This is a genomic window from Aliiglaciecola litoralis, assembly GCF_039523355.1.
Classification (GTDB): Bacteria; Pseudomonadota; Gammaproteobacteria; order Enterobacterales; family Alteromonadaceae; genus Aliiglaciecola; species Aliiglaciecola litoralis.
Genome location: NZ_BAAAFD010000001.1, coordinates 137,532 through 158,523, shown reverse-complemented (window position 1 = coordinate 158,523; position 20,992 = coordinate 137,532). Strand labels below are relative to the sequence as shown.

Annotated in this window: 22 protein-coding genes; 9 read left to right on the top strand and 13 right to left on the bottom strand. The window is 42.1% G+C overall.

The genetic code is table 11. The features are described 5' to 3' along the window. Window positions 1-33: 33 nt before the first annotated feature. From ccoP to ccoN, 4 genes are read right to left on the bottom strand one after another with little or no spacing between them, the layout of a single operon-like run. A complete protein-coding gene (gene ccoP, locus ABD036_RS00665) occupies window positions 34-1,005 on the bottom strand; it encodes a cytochrome-c oxidase, cbb3-type subunit III (protein WP_343855637.1) in 972 nt (323 codons plus the stop codon). Next, window positions 998-1,183 carry a cbb3-type cytochrome oxidase subunit 3 gene (locus ABD036_RS00660; protein WP_343855636.1) on the bottom strand — a complete coding sequence of 62 codons (186 nt, stop codon included), beginning with the start codon at window positions 1,181-1,183 and terminating at the stop codon, window positions 998-1,000. The genes ccoP and ABD036_RS00660 overlap by 8 nt, the downstream gene beginning before the upstream one ends. Beyond that, window positions 1,183-1,788, bottom strand: a complete 606-nt coding sequence (gene ccoO, locus ABD036_RS00655; RefSeq protein WP_343855635.1) for a cytochrome-c oxidase, cbb3-type subunit II — start codon at window positions 1,786-1,788, stop codon at window positions 1,183-1,185. Before ccoO ends, ABD036_RS00660 begins: the two co-directional genes overlap by 1 nt. Window positions 1,789-1,799: 11 nt before the next feature. Next, window positions 1,800-3,239 carry a cytochrome-c oxidase, cbb3-type subunit I gene (gene ccoN / locus ABD036_RS00650; protein ID WP_343855634.1) on the bottom strand — a complete coding sequence of 480 codons (1,440 nt, stop codon included), beginning with the start codon at window positions 3,237-3,239 and terminating at the stop codon, window positions 1,800-1,802. A 346-nt stretch (window positions 3,240-3,585) separates the two neighbouring features. Here ccoN and ABD036_RS00645 point away from each other — a divergent pair, with 346 nt between their 5' ends. Continuing rightward, the gene (locus ABD036_RS00645; RefSeq protein WP_343855633.1) at window positions 3,586-3,990 is read left to right on the top strand and encodes a hypothetical protein; all 405 of its coding nucleotides are present in this window, start codon (window positions 3,586-3,588) and stop codon (window positions 3,988-3,990) included. Window positions 3,991-4,018: 28 nt separating this feature from the next. On the opposite strand, the gene bfr (ABD036_RS00640) is transcribed toward ABD036_RS00645, so the two are convergent. From bfr (ABD036_RS00640) to ABD036_RS00625, 4 genes are all read right to left on the bottom strand, one after another. Continuing rightward, window positions 4,019-4,486, bottom strand: a complete 468-nt coding sequence (gene bfr, locus ABD036_RS00640) for a bacterioferritin (RefSeq protein WP_343855632.1) — start codon at window positions 4,484-4,486, stop codon at window positions 4,019-4,021. 1 nt (window position 4,487) lies between these two features. Then, window positions 4,488-4,964: a bacterioferritin gene (gene bfr, locus ABD036_RS00635; protein ID WP_343855631.1), complete on the bottom strand. Its 477-nt coding sequence runs from the start codon at window positions 4,962-4,964 to the stop codon at window positions 4,488-4,490. 104 nt (window positions 4,965-5,068) lie between these two features. Beyond that, entirely contained in the window at window positions 5,069-6,661 is a 1,593-nt protein-coding gene (locus tag ABD036_RS00630) for a cation:proton antiporter domain-containing protein (RefSeq protein ID WP_343855630.1), read from the bottom strand. A gap of 84 nt (window positions 6,662-6,745) precedes the next feature. Then, a complete protein-coding gene (locus tag ABD036_RS00625) occupies window positions 6,746-7,342 on the bottom strand; it encodes a hypothetical protein (protein WP_343855629.1) in 597 nt (198 codons plus the stop codon). Window positions 7,343-7,736: 394 nt separating this feature from the next. Between ABD036_RS00625 and ABD036_RS00620 the strand changes: the two genes are divergently transcribed. From ABD036_RS00620 to ABD036_RS00595, 6 genes are all read left to right on the top strand, one after another. After that, the gene (locus ABD036_RS00620; protein ID WP_343855627.1) at window positions 7,737-8,135 is read left to right on the top strand and encodes a hypothetical protein; all 399 of its coding nucleotides are present in this window, start codon (window positions 7,737-7,739) and stop codon (window positions 8,133-8,135) included. Window positions 8,136-8,257: 122 nt separating this feature from the next. Further along, window positions 8,258-9,607, top strand: a complete 1,350-nt coding sequence (locus tag ABD036_RS00615) for a TolC family protein (protein ID WP_343855626.1) — start codon at window positions 8,258-8,260, stop codon at window positions 9,605-9,607. Then, a complete protein-coding gene (locus ABD036_RS00610; RefSeq protein ID WP_343855624.1) occupies window positions 9,604-11,136 on the top strand; it encodes an efflux RND transporter periplasmic adaptor subunit in 1,533 nt (510 codons plus the stop codon). The genes ABD036_RS00615 and ABD036_RS00610 overlap by 4 nt, the downstream gene beginning before the upstream one ends. After that, window positions 11,133-14,270, top strand: coding sequence for an efflux RND transporter permease subunit (locus ABD036_RS00605; protein WP_343855623.1), 3,138 nt, complete (start codon window positions 11,133-11,135; stop codon window positions 14,268-14,270). The genes ABD036_RS00610 and ABD036_RS00605 overlap by 4 nt, the downstream gene beginning before the upstream one ends. A gap of 3 nt (window positions 14,271-14,273) precedes the next feature. After that, window positions 14,274-14,975, top strand: a complete 702-nt coding sequence (locus ABD036_RS00600) for a PepSY domain-containing protein (RefSeq protein ID WP_343855622.1) — start codon at window positions 14,274-14,276, stop codon at window positions 14,973-14,975. Further along, a complete protein-coding gene (locus ABD036_RS00595; RefSeq protein WP_343855621.1) occupies window positions 14,972-16,006 on the top strand; it encodes a 2Fe-2S iron-sulfur cluster-binding protein in 1,035 nt (344 codons plus the stop codon). The genes ABD036_RS00600 and ABD036_RS00595 overlap by 4 nt, the downstream gene beginning before the upstream one ends. A gap of 109 nt (window positions 16,007-16,115) precedes the next feature. On the opposite strand, the gene ABD036_RS00590 is transcribed toward ABD036_RS00595, so the two are convergent. Both ABD036_RS00590 and ABD036_RS00585 read right to left on the bottom strand, forming a co-directional pair. Next, window positions 16,116-16,493, bottom strand: a complete 378-nt coding sequence (locus ABD036_RS00590; protein ID WP_343855620.1) for a rhodanese-like domain-containing protein — start codon at window positions 16,491-16,493, stop codon at window positions 16,116-16,118. Between the two features lie 18 nt (window positions 16,494-16,511). Next, window positions 16,512-17,255, bottom strand: a complete 744-nt coding sequence (locus ABD036_RS00585; protein ID WP_343855619.1) for a sulfite exporter TauE/SafE family protein — start codon at window positions 17,253-17,255, stop codon at window positions 16,512-16,514. 76 nt (window positions 17,256-17,331) lie between these two features. On the opposite strand from ABD036_RS00585, the gene ABD036_RS00580 reads away from it, so the two are divergent. Beyond that, window positions 17,332-18,201, top strand: coding sequence for an MBL fold metallo-hydrolase (locus tag ABD036_RS00580; protein WP_343856528.1), 870 nt, complete (start codon window positions 17,332-17,334; stop codon window positions 18,199-18,201). Window positions 18,202-18,247: 46 nt separating this feature from the next. Beyond that, a complete protein-coding gene (locus tag ABD036_RS00575; protein WP_425542529.1) occupies window positions 18,248-18,556 on the top strand; it encodes an ArsR/SmtB family transcription factor in 309 nt (102 codons plus the stop codon). Window positions 18,557-18,692: 136 nt separating this feature from the next. On the opposite strand, the gene ABD036_RS00570 is transcribed toward ABD036_RS00575, so the two are convergent. The 3 genes from ABD036_RS00570 to ABD036_RS00560 are packed head-to-tail and all read right to left on the bottom strand — an operon-like array spanning window position 18,693 to window position 20,332. Beyond that, window positions 18,693-19,445, bottom strand: coding sequence for a MauE/DoxX family redox-associated membrane protein (locus tag ABD036_RS00570; RefSeq protein ID WP_343855617.1), 753 nt, complete (start codon window positions 19,443-19,445; stop codon window positions 18,693-18,695). A gap of 58 nt (window positions 19,446-19,503) precedes the next feature. After that, window positions 19,504-20,013: a DUF305 domain-containing protein gene (locus ABD036_RS00565; RefSeq protein ID WP_343855616.1), complete on the bottom strand. Its 510-nt coding sequence runs from the start codon at window positions 20,011-20,013 to the stop codon at window positions 19,504-19,506. Between the two features lie 19 nt (window positions 20,014-20,032). Then, entirely contained in the window at window positions 20,033-20,332 is a 300-nt protein-coding gene (locus tag ABD036_RS00560) for a copper resistance protein B (protein ID WP_343856526.1), read from the bottom strand. Window positions 20,333-20,992: the final 660 nt, after the last annotated feature.

Sequence of the window (20,992 nt, the reverse complement as noted above, 5' to 3'; positions counted from 1 at the left end):
ACCGAGGCTTTTTTAAGTTGAGGACCAAAAAAACTACTTTTCTTGAGAAAGACTATAAACGTAGCTTGCTACTAAATGGATTTTCTTTTCACCTAAAGTATCTTTAAAGGCTGGCATAACACCGGCACGACCATTAGTGAGGGTTTCGGTTACTGCATCTCTGGTGCCGCCGTACAACCAAATATTATCGGTTAAGTTTGGCGCGCCAAGTTGCTGATTACCTTTACCATCTGGGCCGTGACAGGCTGCGCACATTGCGAAACGTTGCTTACCCGCATTCTTTAAGGTTTGATCAACTTGGCGACCGCTGAGACTTAGCGTGTAAGCGACTACCTCATCGATACCTTTTTCGCCAAATGAAGCAAGCCAACCTGGCATCACACCACCTCGACCATTGATAAGCGTTGCCTTAATATCTTCCGGACTACCGCCATACAGCCAATCGTTGTCTGTGAGATTAGGGAAACCACGTTGGCCTCTTGCATCTGATCCATGACATTGTGAGCAATTTTGCATGAACAGTCGTTGGCCAATTTTTAATGCTTCTTCATTTTTTGCCAAAGCGGTGATGGGTTGCTCAGCATATTTATTGAATACCGGAGCGAAACGCTCCTCTGCACGCATCAACTCACGATCGTATTGTACACTCACACCTAAAATTGAATCTTTAGCTTCTTCACGGGCTTGCAGCACGGCGTCTCGCGACTCTTGAAGAGACTGCACGTTTTGATGCGAACTTTTCCAGCCTAAAATACCTTCCCAATTACCCAAACCCGGATAAAGAAGCAAATATAGCGGTCCCCACACAAGGACCATATAAAACATGATTGTCCACCAACGTGGTAGTGGGTTGTTCAGCTCTATTATGCCATCGAACGAATGGTGCATATCGTCACCTTCTTCAATGCCAGTTTTATTTGCTAAACACCAACGCAATAACAGGTAACACCCTAGAATCGTTCCCAGTGAAATTACCGAGACCCAAATACTCCAAAAGCTACTCATTTATCGAAGACTCCCGCTCTTTTTTTTCTGATTGTTGGGTTTGTTCATCATCAAAAACCAAATTTTGTGCTTCATCAAAGCGTGTTTTAGCACGGCCACTCATTGCCCATAACACAATGCCGATGAAACTGACAAAAACCACAACTGTAAATATGCTACCCGCTGTACCGTAGTCCATTATTTTAACGCCGTGCCTAATGATTGAAGATAGGCAATCAAGGCTTCCATTTCAGTTTTACCTGCAACAGCTGCTTTTGCTCCTTCGATATCTTCATCGGTATAAGGAACACCGAAGTCTCTAAATACCTTTAATTTTGCCGCAGTTAATTCACCATCAAGGGTGTTTTCCGCTAACCATGGAAAACCAGGCATATTAGATTCTGGAACCACATCTCTTGGATTTATCAAGTGCACTCGGTGCCATTCGTCACTATAGCGACCACCAACACGGGCTAAGTCTGGACCAGTTCGCTTAGAACCCCAAAGAAACGGATGCTCCCACACCGATTCACCGGCCACAGAGTAGTGTCCATACCGCTCTGTTTCGGCTCTAAAGGGACGGATCATTTGGCTGTGACATCCCACACATCCTTCACGAATGTAGATATCTCGACCTTCCATCTCTAACGCTGTGTAGGGCTCTAAACCATCAACCTTTTCCATTGTTTGCTGTTGATACATTAATGGGGCAATCTCGACTAAGGCTCCGAAACTGATTACGATCAGTACGAATATGGCCAACAAGCCAACATTCTTTTCAACCACCTCATGAACATTCTTCATTTCAAATCTCCTTAAACTGCTTGAGGTTGTGATCGAAGTGCAGGTTCAAACTCGTCACTTGGCGTCCGAATGGTGCGGTATACGTTGTATGCCATTAATAACATCCCAGCCACAACGAAAACACCGCCAACAAAGCGCACGAAGTAGAATGGCTTAGAGGCTTCCAGTGATTCTACAAAGCTATAAGTTAAGGTGCCATCGGCATTGACTGCGCGCCACATTAAGCCTTGCAATACACCTGACATCCACATGGCTACGATGTAAAGTACTACGCCAATTGTAGCTAACCAAAAATGCGTGTTTACCCACTTGATACTGTACATGGCTGGTTTGTTAAATAGCACCGGAATAAGGTGATAAATTGATCCAATAGATACCATTGCTACCCAGCCAAGTGCGCCAGAATGCACATGACCGATAGTCCAGTCAGTGTAATGGGATAACGCGTTAACCGTTTTGATAGCCATCATCGGGCCTTCAAAGGTAGACATGCCATAGAAAGATAAAGATACAATTAAGAAGCGTAAAATTGGATCAGTACGTAATTTATGCCAAGCACCAGAAAGTGTCATAATCCCGTTTATCATGCCGCCCCAAGAAGGAACGAAAAGGATAACAGACATCACCATACCAAGTGATTGAGTCCAATCGGGTAGGGCGGTGTAATGCAAGTGGTGAGGACCAGCCCATATATAGAGTGACACTAGCGCCCAAAAATGAATAACCGACAAACGGTAAGAATACACTGGGCGCCCAGCTTGTTTAGGTACGAAGTAATACATCATTCCCAAAAAGCCTGCGGTCAAGAAAAACCCAACTGCATTGTGTCCATACCACCATTGCATCATGGCATCGACAGCACCACCATAAATAGAATATGACTTAGTGAAAGACACTGGAATTGCCATACTGTTACCAATGTGCAGTACTGCAACGGTTAGCATAAACGCACCGAAGAACCAATTGGCTACATATATATGTGACACTTTACGAATGATCATAGTGCCAAAGAAATTGATGATATAAGCGACCCATACAAGGGTGATTAGAATATCAATAGGCCACTCAAGCTCGGCGTACTCTTTGCTAGTTGTCAGACCCATTGGAAGGGTAATGGCTGCTAACACGATGACTAATTGCCATCCCCAGAATGTGAAAGACGCCAACTTATCGCTGAACAACCGCACTTGAGACGTTCTTTGCACTACATAATAGGAAGTCGCAAAAAGTGCACAACCACCAAATGCAAAAATCACCGCATTGGTGTGCAGTGGACGCAAACGTGAGAAGGTAAGATAAGGAATGTCGAAATTCAGTGCCGGCCAGTATAGTTGTGCTGCAAGCAACACTCCTACTGACATGCCGATTATGCCCCAAACGACAGTCATAATTGCAAACTGTCTGATAACTTTATAGTTATATTCTGGATGTACTTGGCTAGTTACGCTCATATTAATGGATCTTCCACTTCATTTTGATTGACCTCATCACAAATGTGCTCAGTCGTTGAGTGTAAAATGACAATTTTGCCACTGTTAACAATATTTTAACTTAAGTTACTGAATTGAGTAACTAAACTCGTAATAAACGCGCAGGATCATAAAGTTTTTGGAGACAAAAAGATACTCAAAACACGACTGAGTTGATCTCAATCAATAGTTTTTCAGGATTTCTTGTCTTACGCGGTTTAATCGTTCAGACTTTCACCTATATCAATAATCAAACGTCCTTTTTGACAGGTACAAAATTCTGATTAAACGAACCTTTCCTATTATAGTTACGATTTTGATTCTTATCGTGGTTTATTCACTGAACCAAGAAAAATCACCTATTTTGTATCATAATCAATGTTATTTAGAGTCAGTGAGCTGTGAGCTGTCGCTGGAAGGTACAGATGTGGTCGTTGATGTCACACCGTTTCCGGTTCGAATTGAAGAAATGATAGCAATCAATATAAAACATGCAAACCAGTACGTATTGAAGCAAGTTTGGGTAGAAGGCACTAATATGTTCATGGGCAAATTGCCAGTGCATATCAGCAACAGCGACACAATAAACGACAGGGTGAAGCACAGTGGGGAGTTTTTTATTGGCGCATGCAGCGAACCAAATATGCGCTGGAAGCTGGTATTTGACCTGACCGATATCGAATCAGGCCAATCTCAGACAATGTCAGTTTTTTTCCAAACAAAACGCTCTTAATCTAGCGTTAGAGAGAACTGCTTAACCATTACAATTGAGACTGCAAATAATTCGCTAAACCTAAACGTTTTATTAACCCTAATTGTTGTTCTAACCAGTAAGCATGATCCATTTCGGTATCTTCGAGCAATACCATCAGCATATCGCGAGTGACATAGTCTTTTTCTGTCTCTGCCAGCGCGACAGCTTGTTTAAGTTTTTCGGTTACTGCGTACTCTACTCGAAGGTCGCTTTCTAACATCGATTGAACGTCATCGCCTACTTTGAACCCTTCACGGGTAGCCATGTCAGGTATACCCTCTAAGAACAGCATACGCTCAATGAGTTTTGTAGCGTGACCTTTTTCATCTTCAAATTCGTGGGCGATACGTTCATGCAGTTTAGTTAAGCCCCAATCTAAATACATTTGAGAATGAATGAAATACTGGTCCATCGCTGCTAATTCATAGGCTAACAGGCCGTTGAGTGCATTAATAATATTCTGATTGCCTTTCATTTTATTCTCCTTTACTGACTTGTGATTGTAAGTAATTTTCGATTCCCATATTGTCTATTTGATAGGCTTGCGTCTCTAACCAGTCAAGATGCTCTTCTTCGTATTCAAGTAAAGATTCTAATAAATCTCTCGATACATAGTCTTGCTCTGATTCACACAATGCAATTGCACGTTTAAGTTTAGGTATTTGCTCTAACTGAAACTTCTTGTCACATTCCAGCATTTCTTCGGTATCTTCACCTATATATAACTTACCAAGCATTTGCAGGTTAGGTAGGCCTTCTAAAAATAAAATTCGTTCAATCAGCTCATCGGCTTGTTTCATGTCTTTTATGGATTTTTTATAACAAACGGAATTGAGGTTATCTAAACCCCAATTTTTGTACATCCGTGCATGCAAGAAATATTGATTTATTGAGGTTAATTCGATAGTTAGCATTTCGTTAAGAACTGCAACAATATTGGGAAGGCCTTTCATAGCTCTCTCTGATCAGCGAAATTATGTCGTAAGTATAAGTTAATCCGCGTTCAATACAAGTATATTTCCTTTAAAAACAACGTGATAGGCAATGCAAATAGTTATCATTGGTGATTCGGTTTAGACTTGGACGACAATGCCAACATCTGTAGGCTCTCTTCAGCAAAACCACTTCCCGCTTCGGTGAAAAAGTTAAAGACTTTGTCAGCTCCGGCCTTTTGGAGCAATTCTATTTCATCTTCATAACGTGCGATGGATGCCACGGTACCTTGAAAGTGCGCGTTGCGTAATTGACGGGTTATATTACTGATATCTTCAACAGAGGGCACGGCAAGCATAACGATGTCGGTTTGACGAAGATCGAAATTTTCCCAAAAGTCTGCATCCTCTCCATCACCCACAAAGACTTGCATGTCCTTTTTTTGCAACTTTCTAATGCGAGTAGGATCGGCGTCCATTCCCCACACGCTATCCTTGAGGACGTTTTTAAGTGCTAAATAAGCGCCTTTACCAACCCGGCCCATACCTATCACCAGCACCCGTACATTCTGTGGTTGCGCAAAAATATCATCTTTAAGTCGCAATGGGTGTTCAAACCGCTTGAGGTTGTCTTTGATTTTGTTGTATTGCTGATGTGATGAGCGGTAACCAAATGCGGTAAACAAGAAAGAAAACGACACCGACAATGCCAGTATAACCAGCCAATGCTTGTCTAAAAGTCCCATGTTCACCATTAATGCCGTAACGATTAATCCAAACTCACTGTAATTACCCAGCACCAAGCTTGATAAATATCCGGTGCGCACCCGCAAACGAAGCTTGGTAAAAATGCTGAAAAACAAGCCAAATTTAAATGGTAATAATAAGCACAAGGCCAACGCCGTTAATACCATTTCAAGGTTTGGTAGCGCGGTAAACCCAATCGATAGGAAAAAACCAATGAGAAAGAGATCTTTAAAACTCATCAACGATTTAGATAATTCCGTAGATTTAACGTGACTGGCGATTAGCATACCCACAACCAATGCGCCTAAATCGCCTTTTACACCAACAAGTTCAAATAACTCATAAGCGCCGATGGCGAGCAAAAAACCGGTCAGAGGAAGTAATTCACCGTGTCCTGCTTTATCTAAGATGATTGACCAAATGGGTTTGGCAAAGAACAATAAAAACAAAGCCAATGCCCAAAGAGAAGGGACTTTTCCGGTGGCAATCACTAAAAAAATTACCGCGAAAATATCCTGCATAACGAGGATCCCCACGGCAACTTTGCCATGCCGCGTTTTGATCTCGCCATTTTCTTCGAGGATCTTAACAATACACACTGTACTGCTGAAGCTTAAAGCGAACGCTAACAGCGCTGAGGTGGTTAAATCGATATAACTAAAATAGCCCACACCCAAAGCAGTTAAAAATACAAAAGTTGAAGTGACAAGTGCAACCCAAAGTAGGGTGTGTAACGTGCTGCCAACCCAGACTTCAGGTTTAATTAAATCTCGATAATTTAACTTTAGACCAATGGTGAAAAGCATCAATGTGATGCCAAGATCAGCTATCGCTTGAAGTGAAGGTGCAGCCTGGTATCCCAAAAAATTTAAGATAAACCCCGCAGTGAGAAACCCAATTAGCGGTGGTAAACCAACTAGCTTAACTGTTAGGCCAGCTAAAAACGCGATGAAAATAAAAGCAAAGTCCATTAAGGTCCAATATAAGTTTCTAGCGAACTAGCAATACAATATAACGAGGTCGTTAATGGCCGCAAATATCTTTTTGAAATAAATCTAGTTTTTTTGATTGTTATCTAGGGTTTCAGTCAATCGGATCAGTTCTTGCAAAAGCTCGTTTTCACGGATTTTTAATTCACCGAGCTCGAAGGTAATTTCCGTTTCCCGTTGTTTAACTTGTTCGTAGGTCATATCTCCATGTGCAGCGGGTCTGCGACGCGGACGGGCGACTTGTCGCTGTTGCGCTGGTGCTGGGGAAGGTTGGCGCGGCGGCGGAGGAGGTGGTGCTTGACGGGTTCTTGGCGCTAATTCCTCGGAGGTTAACGAGTCTAAATGAGCTTCAAGTTCCATATCCTTTGATGAACCTTGCTCGCTTTGCCCTTGATAGCTGTTGCGAGAACCTTGTTGCAATGCCCGTTTACGTTTTTCATCTTGCGCAGCCAATTCCATTTTATGCAGTTCATACTGGCGCTTAGAGAGTTGGGCCTTGTCGATTAATTCAAGTTTATTAGCGAAACGGTCAAGGGCTTGGCGATTAATGTTTAATCCCAATTCTGAGCATTGTCGAAAGGTTTTTTCATATTGGTCGTAATTATTCTGACGAATAACACGCTTAACCAGTTCGACTTTTTCTACCTTTAACTTTTCAAACATGGTTTGATTTATTCACTCATAGCTCAAACGTGCCTAAGTTTCTCTAAAATAACATATTAAGTATATCGGTAAAATCTTCAGTTTACTTGACCTTATTCATGCAAAGTAATCAAAATGTATCACTTTTTAACCTGTTGTTAACAGATTTTGTGTTGTATAAAGTTGGTATGCTTTAGTTTGTGGCTTTTGATTAGTTATTAACGTCAATATTGCTTTACTGATAAAAACGCTAGTATTCACATTCATAAACCCAAAAGTACGCAATTAAGAGCGTATAAAAAGCCCATCTTATTTGCACATTTAATGAATTCCATTTGACGGCTCAATCTATAGAATAGTAAAGTGCTTCGGTGTTTAGTGGAAACCACCTTAAATTGCGATAAAAAGGAAAAAAGTGATCCGTCATTCGTCAAAAATGTTGTTAGTCATGTTGCTACTGGTAACGCAAGTGGGGCAAACTTTTGCCTTTGCGATTCCGTGTGACGGACATGATAAAATGACGATGGATCACAGTATGTTGTCTGACACGACAACTTCAATCGTTGATCATTCCCATCACGTCATGATGATGGAGGCCAGTGAAGCAACAGCAGAGAGTAGCCAAGATTGCTGTCAGAAAGACTGTTGCTGCCCAGTAGCTCTGATGTCAGTTGCTGCGCTAATCGACAGCGAAATTGATCCTTCATTAAATATTCACTCGGTTAAAACCTTTGACGCCAATGGCAGTATGGTCAATGTATTTATTGCGCTACTGCAACGCCCACCCAATACCCTGAACTTTTTTACAATCTAGATCCGTCCAAATTCAACCCATCGTTGAACAAAGAGATGGTGAGATTGATTTTATTCTTGGCTTTTTATACCAAGTAAATTTCAACGTGTTTTAAATCAGAATGTGAAATAGGGTGATACGTCATGTGTCCACTAAAACTGACCGTTTTAATGTCAGCAATGATAATTACGACAGCCAATGCCAATGGGCTAGAAGCTTTGTCAATTGATAAAGCAATTACACTAGCGATACAAAATGATCCTTGGCTCGCTGGCAATAAGTACCGTGAAACAGCCATACGCGAAAATAGTGTGGCGGCGAATACTTACCCAGAGCCCGTTGTATCGGTAGGCGTGGCAAATTTGCCCGTTGATGGTTTTGTCTTTAACCAAGAACCCATGACGCAATTAAAATTTGGCGTCTCACAGATGCTTCCAAAAGGCGATAGTTTAGCCATTCGCAGTCAACAACTACAACAAACCGCACAACAATTTCCGTTTCAACGAGAAGATCGCATTGCGCAATTACGAATGACGGTTTCGTCATTGTGGTTTGATGTTTATCGTGCACAACAAAGCATTCAACTTATAGAGCAAGACCGTCAATTATTTGCACAGTTAGGTGAGATAGCCCAAGTAAATTATTCGTCTGCACTGGGGAACGTAAGGCAGCAAGATATTGTTCGTGCACAGTTGGAGCTTAGTCGTCTGGACGATAGATTGACAGGGTTGAGAGCGCAAGAGAGGCAAGCCAGCGCGTTATTGATGGAATGGATAGTGCAGCCCGAACAGCAATGGCAATTAAGTCAGTCTTTACAGGTTAAGTTAGATGAAAACCTCAATCAAATAACACCAATACCTGAGCAAACACTAAATGCCATAGCAATCAATGATCAGCGATTGCTAGGGCGCTTGTTGCAAGCCCACCCTAGCATCATGTCAATCGAGCAGCGCATATCAGCAAGTGACAGCAGTATTGAATTAGCGAAGCAAGATTACCAGCCTCAATGGGGCCTTAATGCCAGCTATGCCTACCGAGCAGATGATTCTTCAGGCGCAAGTCGAGCAGACTTCTTTTCAATTGGAGTTACCGTTCAAGTTCCGCTATTTACATCGAATAAACAAGACCGACAGGTATCTGCCGCCGTGAACGAAAAAGAGGCAATGAAAACAGATAAATTACTGATGTTGAGAAGCATGATGTATAAATTGCAGTCCGCCTATGCAGAATATCAAGGTTTAAAAGAACGTCAGCAACTGTATAAAAACGCGATTTTAGTACAAATGCGCGAGCAAGCAGAGGCTTCACTTACCGCTTACACAAATGATGACGGTGATTTTGCAGAAGTTGTAAGGGCAAGGATCGCGGATCTTAATGCCAGACTCGACGCATTAAATATCCAGACTAATCTGCTTAAAGCGCGCGTTCAGATACAGTACTTTCTTACCCAATCCACTATCGGGTTAACATCACCAATGGAGCAGTTACCATGAAATCAGTATTAACCTTGATGGGTGGAGTAACACTAGGGGCATCGGCCACCTTTTTGGCTTATACCTTTTTGATATCACCAACAGACAATCACACCTCAAGTACTAGCACCGACAGCAATGAGCCGCTTTATTGGGTTGCCCCCATGGACCCTAACTTTAAGCGAGATAAGCCGGGGAAGTCGCCAATGGGGATGGACTTGGTGCCGGTTTATGCGCAGCCTGACAATGCCATACAATCACCTGGTACAGTGACCATCAATCCCAACGTCGAAAACAATTTAGGAGTAAGAACCGCGCAAGTAGAGCGTAAAGCCTTACATGTTCCAATTCGAACCGTAGGGTATGTGCAATACAATGAGGATACCTTGGTGCACATCCACCCAAGGGTAGAGGGGTGGATCGAAATCTTACATGTAAAGGCCGCTGGCGAATATGTACAAAAAGGGGACCCTTTATATGCTCTTTATTCTCCACAATTAGTGAATGCTCAGGAAGAATATTTACTTGCAATAAAACGTTCAAACACCAACCTAATAGAAGCGGCTAAATCTCGCTTAAAGGCGCTACAGATGCCTGCTTCTGCGGTACAACAACTTAGCCAGTCTGGCAAAGTACAGCAGACCATCGTATTTACCTCTCCGCAAACAGGCTTTATTGATAATCTCAATATTCGCGAAGGTTTTTTTGTGAAACCAGGCACCACTATCATGTCAATTGGTGCGCTTGATCAAGTGTGGGTTGAAGCTGAGGTATTTGAGCGCCAATCAAGTTTAATCAAACAGGGGTTACCCGTTAGCATGACGTTAGATTACGTGCCAGGCCAGAAATGGCAGGGCAAGGTGGATTATGTATATCCAACGCTTGATAGTCTTACTCGAACTCTTAAGGTTAGATTGCGTTTCGATAATAAAGATTACTTACTCAAACCGAATATGTTTGCACAAGTAACCATTCATTCTGACCTCGCCGCAGAGAGCTTAGTTGTTCCAACCGAGTCCGTTATTCGCACTGGTACACAAGACAGAGTGGTTCTGGCGCTAGGTGAAGGTCAATTTAAATCTGTTGCCGTTACTGTTGGCAATATTGCCAATGAGTACACAACCATACTGTCAGGGCTTGAAGAAGGTGACAGGGTAGTGTCTTCCTCGCAATTTTTATTGGACTCAGAAAGTAGTATCAGTTCTGATTTTAAACGCATGGGTTCAGATGACGAAGTTATGGATCATGCAACTATGCAAGACGACGAAGTATCGCGGGCAACGGTTACAGGGGTGATCAATTCCGTCGATGTGTCTGCTCGCATGGTAAATATTAGTCGAGAAGCAATTGAAAAATGGGGGCGCGGTCCAGCCACTATGGATTTTGTGATTGCTGAAGACCTGGATCTAGGCCTATTCAAAGCGCAATCCTCGATACACTTTACCTTTGAGATCCACGATGGTGACTTTGTGATTGTTAACCTTACAACACGATCAACCGATGACTCAAATATGACAGAACATCAAATGCACGAGGGTAAACACCCATGATTGCAGCAATTATCCGGTGGTCTGTCACTAATCGATTCTTCGTATTATTGGCAACCTGCATCATTGTTGGCGCAGGATTATTTGCCATTAAAAATACTCCCGTTGACGCTATTCCTGATTTATCCGATGTACAGGTGATTATTAAAACCAGCTATCCGGGGCAAGCGCCTCAGGTCGTCGAAGATCAAGTCACATATCCACTTACCACCGCTATGTTATCGGTACCAGGCGCCAAGACCGTCCGTGGTTTCTCATTCTTCGGTGATTCCTACGTTTACATCATTTTTGATGAAAGTACTGATATATATTGGGCTCGCAGCCGTGTTTTAGAATACTTGTCGCAAGTTGCCCCCAATTTACCGGAAAGTGCCAAACCGCAACTCGGCCCCGACGCCACAGGTGTGGGCTGGATATATTTGTATGCTTTAATTGATAAAACCGGTAAGCACGATATTAGTCAATTACGCAGTTTACAGGATTGGTTTTTAAAATTTGAATTACAGACCATACCCGGTGTATCTGAGGTCGCTGCAATGGGCGGTATGGTTAAGCAGTATCAGGTGAAAGTCGATCCTGAAAAATTACGAGCTTACGGTATTCCATTGTCGCATATTCAAATGGCAATCAAGCGTGGTAACCAGGAAGTAGGGGCCTCGGTTATCGAAATGGCAGAAGCCGAATACATGGTTCGCGCCACTGGTTATATTGAAAAGAAACAAGATATTGAGCAAATCCCCTTGGGGGTGAATAACAATGGCACCCCTATTTTAGTCAAAGATATCGCGGATGTTGAGCTTGGTCCTCAAATGCGTCGCGGAGTGACGGATTTTAATGGCGAAGGCGAAGCCGTAGGCGGTGTAGTGGTTATGCGTTACGGCGAGAACGCGCAAAAAACCATTGAAGCAGTCAAGATCAAACTTGAAGAGCTAAAAAAAGGTCTGCCTGATGGCGTTGAAATTGTCCCCGTATATGACCGTTCAGCGTTAATTGACCGTGCCGTTGATAACCTTGCCATTAAGCTTTTAGAAGAGTTTGCGGTAGTGGCATTGGTATGCATTGCGTTTTTGTTTCATGTTAGATCATCACTAGTGGCAATTATCAGCTTGCCGGTAGGCATTTTAACCGCCTTTATCGTGATGCACTTACAAGGGATCAATGCCAACATTATGTCATTAGGCGGTATCGCCATCGCCATTGGTGCGATGATAGATGGTGCTATTGTGATGATAGAAAATATGCATAAGCACATGGAACGAACGCCACTTACTGATGAAAATCGATGGCAAATTGTTATTGATTCAGCCACTGAGGTTGGCCCTGCCTTGTTTTCGAGTCTGCTCATCATTACGGTTAGCTTTTTACCGGTGTTTACCCTAGAGGCGCAAGAAGGTCGCATGTTTGCACCTCTAGCCTTCACAAAAACCTATGCGATGGCGGCCGCTGCCGCATTGGCGATCACATTGGTTCCAGTGCTCATGGGCTATTTTATTCGCGGTAAAGTGATAGCCGAGCGTAAAAACCCATTTAATCGACTGCTAACCTTTATCTATCTGCCGTCATTAAAACGGGTTTTGCAGTTTCCCAAAATCACCTTATTCGCCGCTTTTTTAGTGATGTTAATCGGTTTGTGGCCGGTAAATAAAATCGGTAGTGAATTTATTCCCCCGTTAGACGAGGGGGATCTGATGTACATGCCCACAACTTATCCCGGTGTGTCTATCGGTAAGGTGCGGGAAATATTGCAACAAACAAATAAGCTCATTTATACAGTACCCGAAGTTGAGCGGGTTTATGGCAAAGCAGGGCGAGCTGACACCGCGACCGATCCCGCGCCGCTAACGATGATAGAAACTTTTATTAAACTTAAACCAAAGGATCAATGGCGAGCGGGACTGACGACCCAAGATCTGATTAAAGAATTAGACGGTCTTATCAATATTCCAGGATTGACCAATGCTTGGGTTATGCCGATTAAAACCCGAATTGATATGTTAGCGACCGGTATTAAAACCCCTGTTGGGATTAAAATTGGAGGACAAGATCTCGGCCAAATCCAAACCATTGGACAACAAATTGAAACCATTTTAAGTGATGTTGCCGGAACCGTTTCAGTGTATTCAGAGAGAGTCGCTGGCGGTCGCTACATTAAAGTTGATATTAAGCGTGACAAGGCGGCTCGGTATGGACTGAATATCGCGGACGTGCAACAAGTTATCTCAGTGGCGATTGGCGGCATGAATGTTACCCAAAGTATTGAAGGATTAGAGCGTTTTCCTGTTAATATTCGATATCCCCAATCGTATCGTTCATCTCCTGAATCATTAAGGTTATTGCCTATAGTGACGCCTCAAGGAAAGCGTATTGCCTTAGCCGATGTTGCCGATGTATTTATTGAAGATGGCCCACCAGGAATAAAGAGCGAGAATGCGCGTCCTAACGGCTGGGTGTTTGTCGATATTGACGATGTGGATATTGGTACTTATGTGACTGCCGCACAACAAGCAGTCAATGAAAAACTCGTGTTACCTGCTGGATATTCAATTACGTGGTCTGGTCAGTACGAATATATGCTCAGAGCCAAAGAGAAATTGAATTATGTGATCCCACTTACCTTGGCCATTATTATGGTGCTGCTGTATTTGAACTTCAGAAATATTATCGAAGTGGCAATGATCATGGGAACCTTACCATTGGCGATGGTCGGTAGTATTTGGCTTATGTATTTGGAAGGATTCAATTTTTCGGTGGCCGTCGGTGTTGGATTTATTGCACTTGCAGGCGTAGCAGTCGAGATAGGGGTGATTATGCTGGTATATCTGAATCAGTCTTATCAAGAGATGCTTCGCACCAGCAAAGAGCAGGGGATCCAACCAAATCATGCACTATTACGCGAGGCAGTAACCCAAGGTGCTGGAATGCGAGTAAGGCCCATAATGATGACCGCAGCAACCATTATTATTGGACTTCTGCCAATTTTGTACGGCACAGGGACAGGTTCTGAAATTATGAGCCGCATCGCTGCGCCCATGGTAGGCGGTATGGTAAGTGTTATGTTATTGACCTTACTAGTGCTTCCTGCCATTTACTTGCTGTGGCGCAAAAGGCACGTCGACCAACTGGCTAAGGAGTTATAGAAGATGTTAAGAGAGACTCGAAAACTCCACCGCTGGTTAATGTTGTTCGCCGGACTACAATTTTTAATTTGGTCGATTAGCGGTGTCTATATGGTGCTTGTCAATATCCACTTTATACACGGTGAAAGTCTGATCACTAAGGAAGCTCAGCCACTGCCAGCTGAAGCTGTTCAATACGATATCTCTGCACTTTTAGAGCGTTACCCTATGGCAACTAATATCAGATTAGGTTTGCTTGTAGATAAACCCGTTTATCGTTTTAAACAAAATGGTAACGATGTAATGGTCATTGCTGAAACAGGCAAAGTCGTCCCTGCCATTTCTGAAACACTGGCACAACGCATTGCCTCGAACTCGTTACAACAAGAGCAAGAGATATCCAGTATATCTTTGATAGTAGATAATCCACCGAGTGAAATTGGCGCAAGGAGACTGCCATTGTGGCAGGTTAAATTCGCTGGGATAAGTGGCGATACGCTATATATTAATCCACACAATGGCGAAGTGGCGACTATACGGCACAATAGCTGGCGGCTATTTGATGCCTTTTGGCGCTTGCATATCATGGATTACATTGAAGGAGATGATATCAATAACATACTGCTTAATGTGTTTACTATTGCCGGTTTTCTCGCGGTACTTGCAGGCTTGGTGTTACTGTATTTGCGCCTCACTCGTAGTAATGAAGAAGAGCCACAATTATGATGTTCAAACGTATACATAAGTGGGTGGCATTAATCGTATTTGTCCAATTATTGATATGGTTAATATCAGGCTTTTTATTGGGCAAATTGGATCACACCTTAGCCTCTGGACGCACCACTTTTACACTCACACCGCAAGCGGAGAAAGCAAAAGCTCAGCCTGCCTATAACATTCAAGCCCTGTTAAGACGTTATCCAGAGACAACAGAAGTAAAATTAGTGTATCTGCTAGGGAAACCTTTATATCAATTAGTTTTTCAAAAAACATTGCATTCGTATCAGGCCGCCAACGATTTATTGATTGACGCTAAGACGGGAAAAATATTCATTTTGAATGCCCAAAGCGCGTCTGAAATCGCAATGTTGTCATACAAAGAACAAGCAACAGTGAGTGACGTAGAATACCTCGAACCACCAATAGAGGAGCTTACTCGAGAACAAAACCCCGTTTGGCGGGTTAGCTTGACTGATAGTTTGAACACGAGCATTTTTGTCAGAGCAAAAGATGCAAAAATTATCACCCATGTTAATGATGAAACTCGCTGGCGCGATCTATTGTTGATGTTGCATTTTATGGATTATGCTCAAACCGGAAGCTTTAATAATGTAATCATCCAGTTTTTTGCGTTAGCGACCTTGTTATTATCGGGTACTGGGTTCTGGTGGAGTATTCGCCTTATTTTTGATCACCAGATACGTTTTTCTTGGTTTTCTAAACTGCAATCATTCAAAGTTAATATTTTAAAAGTTAATGAAGATAAGGTTATTTCAGCCAGAAAAGATAGCTCGATACTAAGTGCGCTTAGCGATAACGACATCAACATTCCATCAATTTGCGGCGGCGGAGGTGTATGTGGTAGCTGTCGTTTTTCGACTTCTGAAGACGTGGAAGTATTACCCGCTGACAGACAACATCTTAACCAGTCATTACTAGAAGAAGGATATCGCTTAGCCTGTCAGCACAGCGTTGAAGAAATATCTGAAATTAATATATATAAATCCTTCGCTAAGAAACGGCGAGATATCAGTTAACTGCGAAAACCGAAATCACGATTGTTTGCTTAATTAGTAATATTTCTGATGATGATATTTGGCCTCGAACATTATTTCGTTTTAATCAATGCTCTTAGGCCAGTCAGCGTTAGGCCACAGGCAACTGACACTCTTTCCAGCTCTTGAAGCCGCCACGCAGAGACTTAACATTTTTTATACCCATATTAGCGAGGGATTTTGCGGAAAGGGCTGAGCGAGCCCCGCTTTGACAATAAAGGATTATAGGTACTTCGCTATCTAGGCCCGCAGAATTTCTCGATTCAAATTGGGGCAGGGCGCTTATTTTACCTTCGAGCATACCTCTTGAAATAGGGACAGCGCCGGGTATTTGTCCACTTGATAATTCGAAATGGTCTCGAACATCAATGATGATGAGATTATCCTTTGCATGTTCGTGTAGCCATTGTGGGGTCACTTCAGTGATCTCTTGTTTTACACTGTCCACGTATTCTGCGTAACTGATCATGTTATCTCTCTGAAAAAATTAAATGAAAATCATCACCTGTGTGATCACAGCAATCATTAAGAGTAAAATGGCGAAGCCTTTTTTTATAATCTTATCGGGAAGCTTTGCAGCAAAGCCCCTACCGCCGATCACCGCCAAAGCGCCCGTTACTGACATTCCAATCACGACTGTCCAATCTATTACTGGCAGCTCATTGGTAATCAAAAGCCCAGCAAAAGCCGCCACTGCATTGACTGTAACTAATGCCAAGCTGGTAGCCGTGGCAAAACTCATGGACAGTCCAGCGAATATGACGAGGGCAGGGACTATTATGAAGCCTCCCCCGACGCCAACTAAACCAGTGATCAGCCCAGAAACGCAACCAGCTACGAGAATATATTTAACTTTAACTTCACGACCAGGCTGAGGCTTTCGTTTTGATAACATCACAGCGGCAGCTATGAACATCACAATGATCAGAATTTGAGTTTGGAAACCATCTGGCATTATTGCACCTAAATAAGCTCCGATGGCAGAAAGCGGAAAGCTTGCTAAAGCAAACCAGAGTAATGTTTTTATATTTAACATTCGCTGATGCAGTGATTTAAGCCCGCCAACACTAGATATTAGAGCAATGATAATGAAAGAACTCGCTATCGCTTGTTTTTCATCTAAACCCATGATAAAAAGCAGTACAGGAACAGTTAAAATCGAACCGCCAGCGCCTAGCAATCCGAGACTAGCACCAATGATCAGGGCCGAAATTATCAGTAATAAAAACATTATTTTCTATTTAATTTTCATATCGTATATTGTGTATGTACAATATAACAAATGAAAACTTATAGGAACACCTGTGATGACTATTAATGTGCATTCTTTTTTTCATAGCGAAACAGGAACCGCGAGCTATCTCCTTGCTGATGCAGACACTAATCAGGCAGCGATTATAGACAGTGTATTAGACTTTGATGTGGTTTCAGGAAAACTAGCAGCCACAATTCCAGATCAGCAACTTCAATGGCTTGAAGACAATAATTGCCAATTAATTAGGATCCTAGAGACCCATGCTCATGCCGACCACCTTAGCGCTGCTCAATATTTAAAACAGCATTCTTCGGCTCAAACTCTGATCGGCAAAGGTATTATTTCAGCTCAGAATAATTTTAAGTCCACATTAATCCCAATAGGTGATGCGAGCGACTTCGATAGATTACTTGAAGATGAAGAAATTATTCCACTTGGCAAGTCGCAGATCCGAGTGATGAGCACACCAGGTCATACTGATGATAGTGTTTGCTATTTGGTTGATGACAACATTTTCGTCGGTGATACGCTCTTTATGCCCGATGGTGGTACTGCTCGTTGTGACTTCCCAGGTGGCAGCGCAGCACAATTATGGGAAAGTATCGCTAAAATCCATGCTCTTCCCAGCCAAACTAAGATATGGGTATGTCATGATTACCAACCAAACGGTAGAGCAGTAAAAATCCAGACCACGGTAGCGCAAAGTCACAAGTTTAATATCCATGTAAATAAGGAAATTAGTAAAGAGGCATTCATTAGTATGCGCACGGCTAGAGACGCAACCTTGGCATTGCCAACGCTTATTTACCCGTCGCTACAAGTTAATTTAAGGGCCGGAAAGCTTCCGGAAAAACACCAAAATGGAGTACGTTATATCTCGATTCCACTTGTTACCAAAGCAGATCCGGATGTAGCAAAATGATCTTACCTAGGCATGGCGCCCCCCAGTTAGGTGGTACGGATTTCAAATGATGCAAAATATTGATTTACAGCAGATGCAAACCAATGCAGAACAAGCTGCCTTGTTGCTTAAAGCCTTAGCAAATAAGCATCGTTTGCTTCTGCTTTGCATGTTGAATGAAAAAGAGTTGTCGGTAGGGCAATTGAACGAGCAATTACAACTTCCACAGTCAACGCTCTCGCAACACCTTGGCGTGTTGCGTAAAGAAGGTTTGGTGTTAACTCGCAGAGATGCGCAAACCATTCATTACTCTTTAGCAAGTAAAGAGGTGCAAGAAATTATTTCTACACTTTATCACTTGTACTGTGAGTCGTAACTTGTAGTTAATTTATAATACCCAGACACTGGGTTTAATTAATATGATGTAGCTCATTTACAGGCAATTTTCGTTATCGATTATGAAAAATAGGGACGAGGTGGTAAAACACTAGCCCCTTTTTTCTAATTTCAGCTTATAGCTGCGAATAAATCATCCAAATTCCGGCAGCAATCATAAATAAGTTTTCGGTCAAGGATACAAATCCTAACGGCACGTTACTGTCACCACCAACACAAGCACATTTGAGTTCTCGTTTGTCAATATAGACGGCTTTATATACCGAAATTGCACCTACAGTTCCTATAAATAATGAAATTGGACCAACAATCAAACCATTCAACCCCGCCATCATGCCTAAACCAGCAAACGCCTCAGCGAAAGGATAAATGTATGCATATCTTAGATAACGCATTGCGATTAAATCATAAGTAATGAACGAATTCGAAAACCCAAATAGGTCACGGAGCTTTTGAATGGCTAGTATTGTCATACTAAAGGCGACAAACATTTCTATCACGTTGATAGTCGCAGAGGCGGAGAGCAAAGCGCTCCCCATATTGGCATAAACTGTCGCGACAGCCATTAGAAAAGCGACTGCAAATATGGCTAAAACAGGCGTGTAGGTGGTACCAGTTTGACCAGCGGCTCCCATTCCAAAATGCGTTCTAAGATCATCGTATCCACCAATGCGTCTTCCATCAATATAGGTTTGCGGTGTAGTTTGCACATTGTGTTGGGCTTTGAATTTGTCGGTTTCTGCACGTGAAGACAACTGATGGTCTTCGATTTCAAACCCCTTGCGCTCAAGCAAGTCTTTTGAACGCAAACCATAAGGACAAATATGTTGGTCGGTATGCATCCGATATAATTTAGCTGTGCTTTTCATGTTAAATCTCCAATACAATTTATTTACTCGATGGAGCCATTTAATCAGGCGTCAGTATCTATTGCTTGCTAAAGTCGGGAACGGGTCGCATCGTAGCTTCGTCTTTTGTTTCAGCTATGCCGTTCTTATTAATGTCTTCAAGTAACCACTTCATCTCTTTGATTTCTCTTTCTTGGGCTTTGATTATCTCATCTGCTAATTTTCTTACACGTTGATCTTTAATGTTAGCCCTATCACTGGTTAAAATTGCGATCGAGTGGTGGGGGATCATGGCACTCATCCAGGCACTGTCGTCAATCGTATCTTGTGATCGCACTAGGTATAATGACAGCGCAAAAACCAATCCACTGCCGATTAATATCATCCAGTTTTTGGCTTTGTTTTGATACATGTTAAGCATAAACAGCAACATAATTATCGCCATTATCGCTCCCATGTAGATCGCCATATAAAGCCGCGTTTCACTAAAAAAGACGTGATCCCAGGCAAAGGTATTGAAATACATCATGATCAACATGGTGACAGTAGAGGTTAGGATCATTGCAAAAAATGTTGTGTATTTAGACATAATATCTCCTTTGTTCAGGTTATGAATTCATCGTTTTCAAGATTAATGAAGCTGAACAACTAACCAGTACAAACCCAGTCTTCACTTCTAAACCGGACAAACTTAAGCGAGGTTGAATAAATGTGGTTTGCGTTGTCCTTATTTCATATTCCGCCTCTAGGGAAAAATTAAGGTCTCCATCTTCATTCAGCATTAAAGATCCATCAATTTTAAACTGATAGGGCGCTAAACCATACAAGCTGACAACTGCATAGTTCTCCATATTTGTTTCGCTTGAAAGCGAACGTCGGGTTCCAGTGTCTGCTTGTAGCTCCCAAATTTGCCTCTTAATAAATTTTGGTGGTATCGCGGCTCACATTAAGTGATGCAATTATTACAACTAACACGTAAATCTTACGTTGCTGACCTGTTTAATCTTGGCTTGTGAATTACTTATTCGCTCTACTTATACCTTACAATGGAATGAAGTAATCACCACTGCAAATCAAATAGCACGAAGTATACCAATCCATTTAGCAACAATTTTGTAATCCTTAATAATTCATTAATAAACAACTACCGATTTGCTTCTGCAAAGAACGCCAGTAACCGAAGCTTATACTTGGAAAAAAGAAGTAATCGTACGGTTGCTAACAAAATAGGGGGGGGGCGCAAGTTAACCTAGTTGGTTATACAAATTGGTAAAACCGTAAAAAATCATTAGTTTCTTATACTTTAAACACATCTTGATAGCTTAACCTTCAACCTATTAACAACTAGGAAAAAATATGACTTTTGCGAATAGCATGAAACTCACCAAAATTCGTTAAAAACAAACTTAAAGCATTAAGATGAAACGCAAAAATCAACATTGCAATGGTAACGCATAACCTGCGCAGTTTCGATTGAACAAAGAAACTTGGCAAAATAACAACTCTGAAACCAAACCGTTCTGTTAAGAATGGCTGAAAATAAATTGGCATCATAATCCACAATAAAA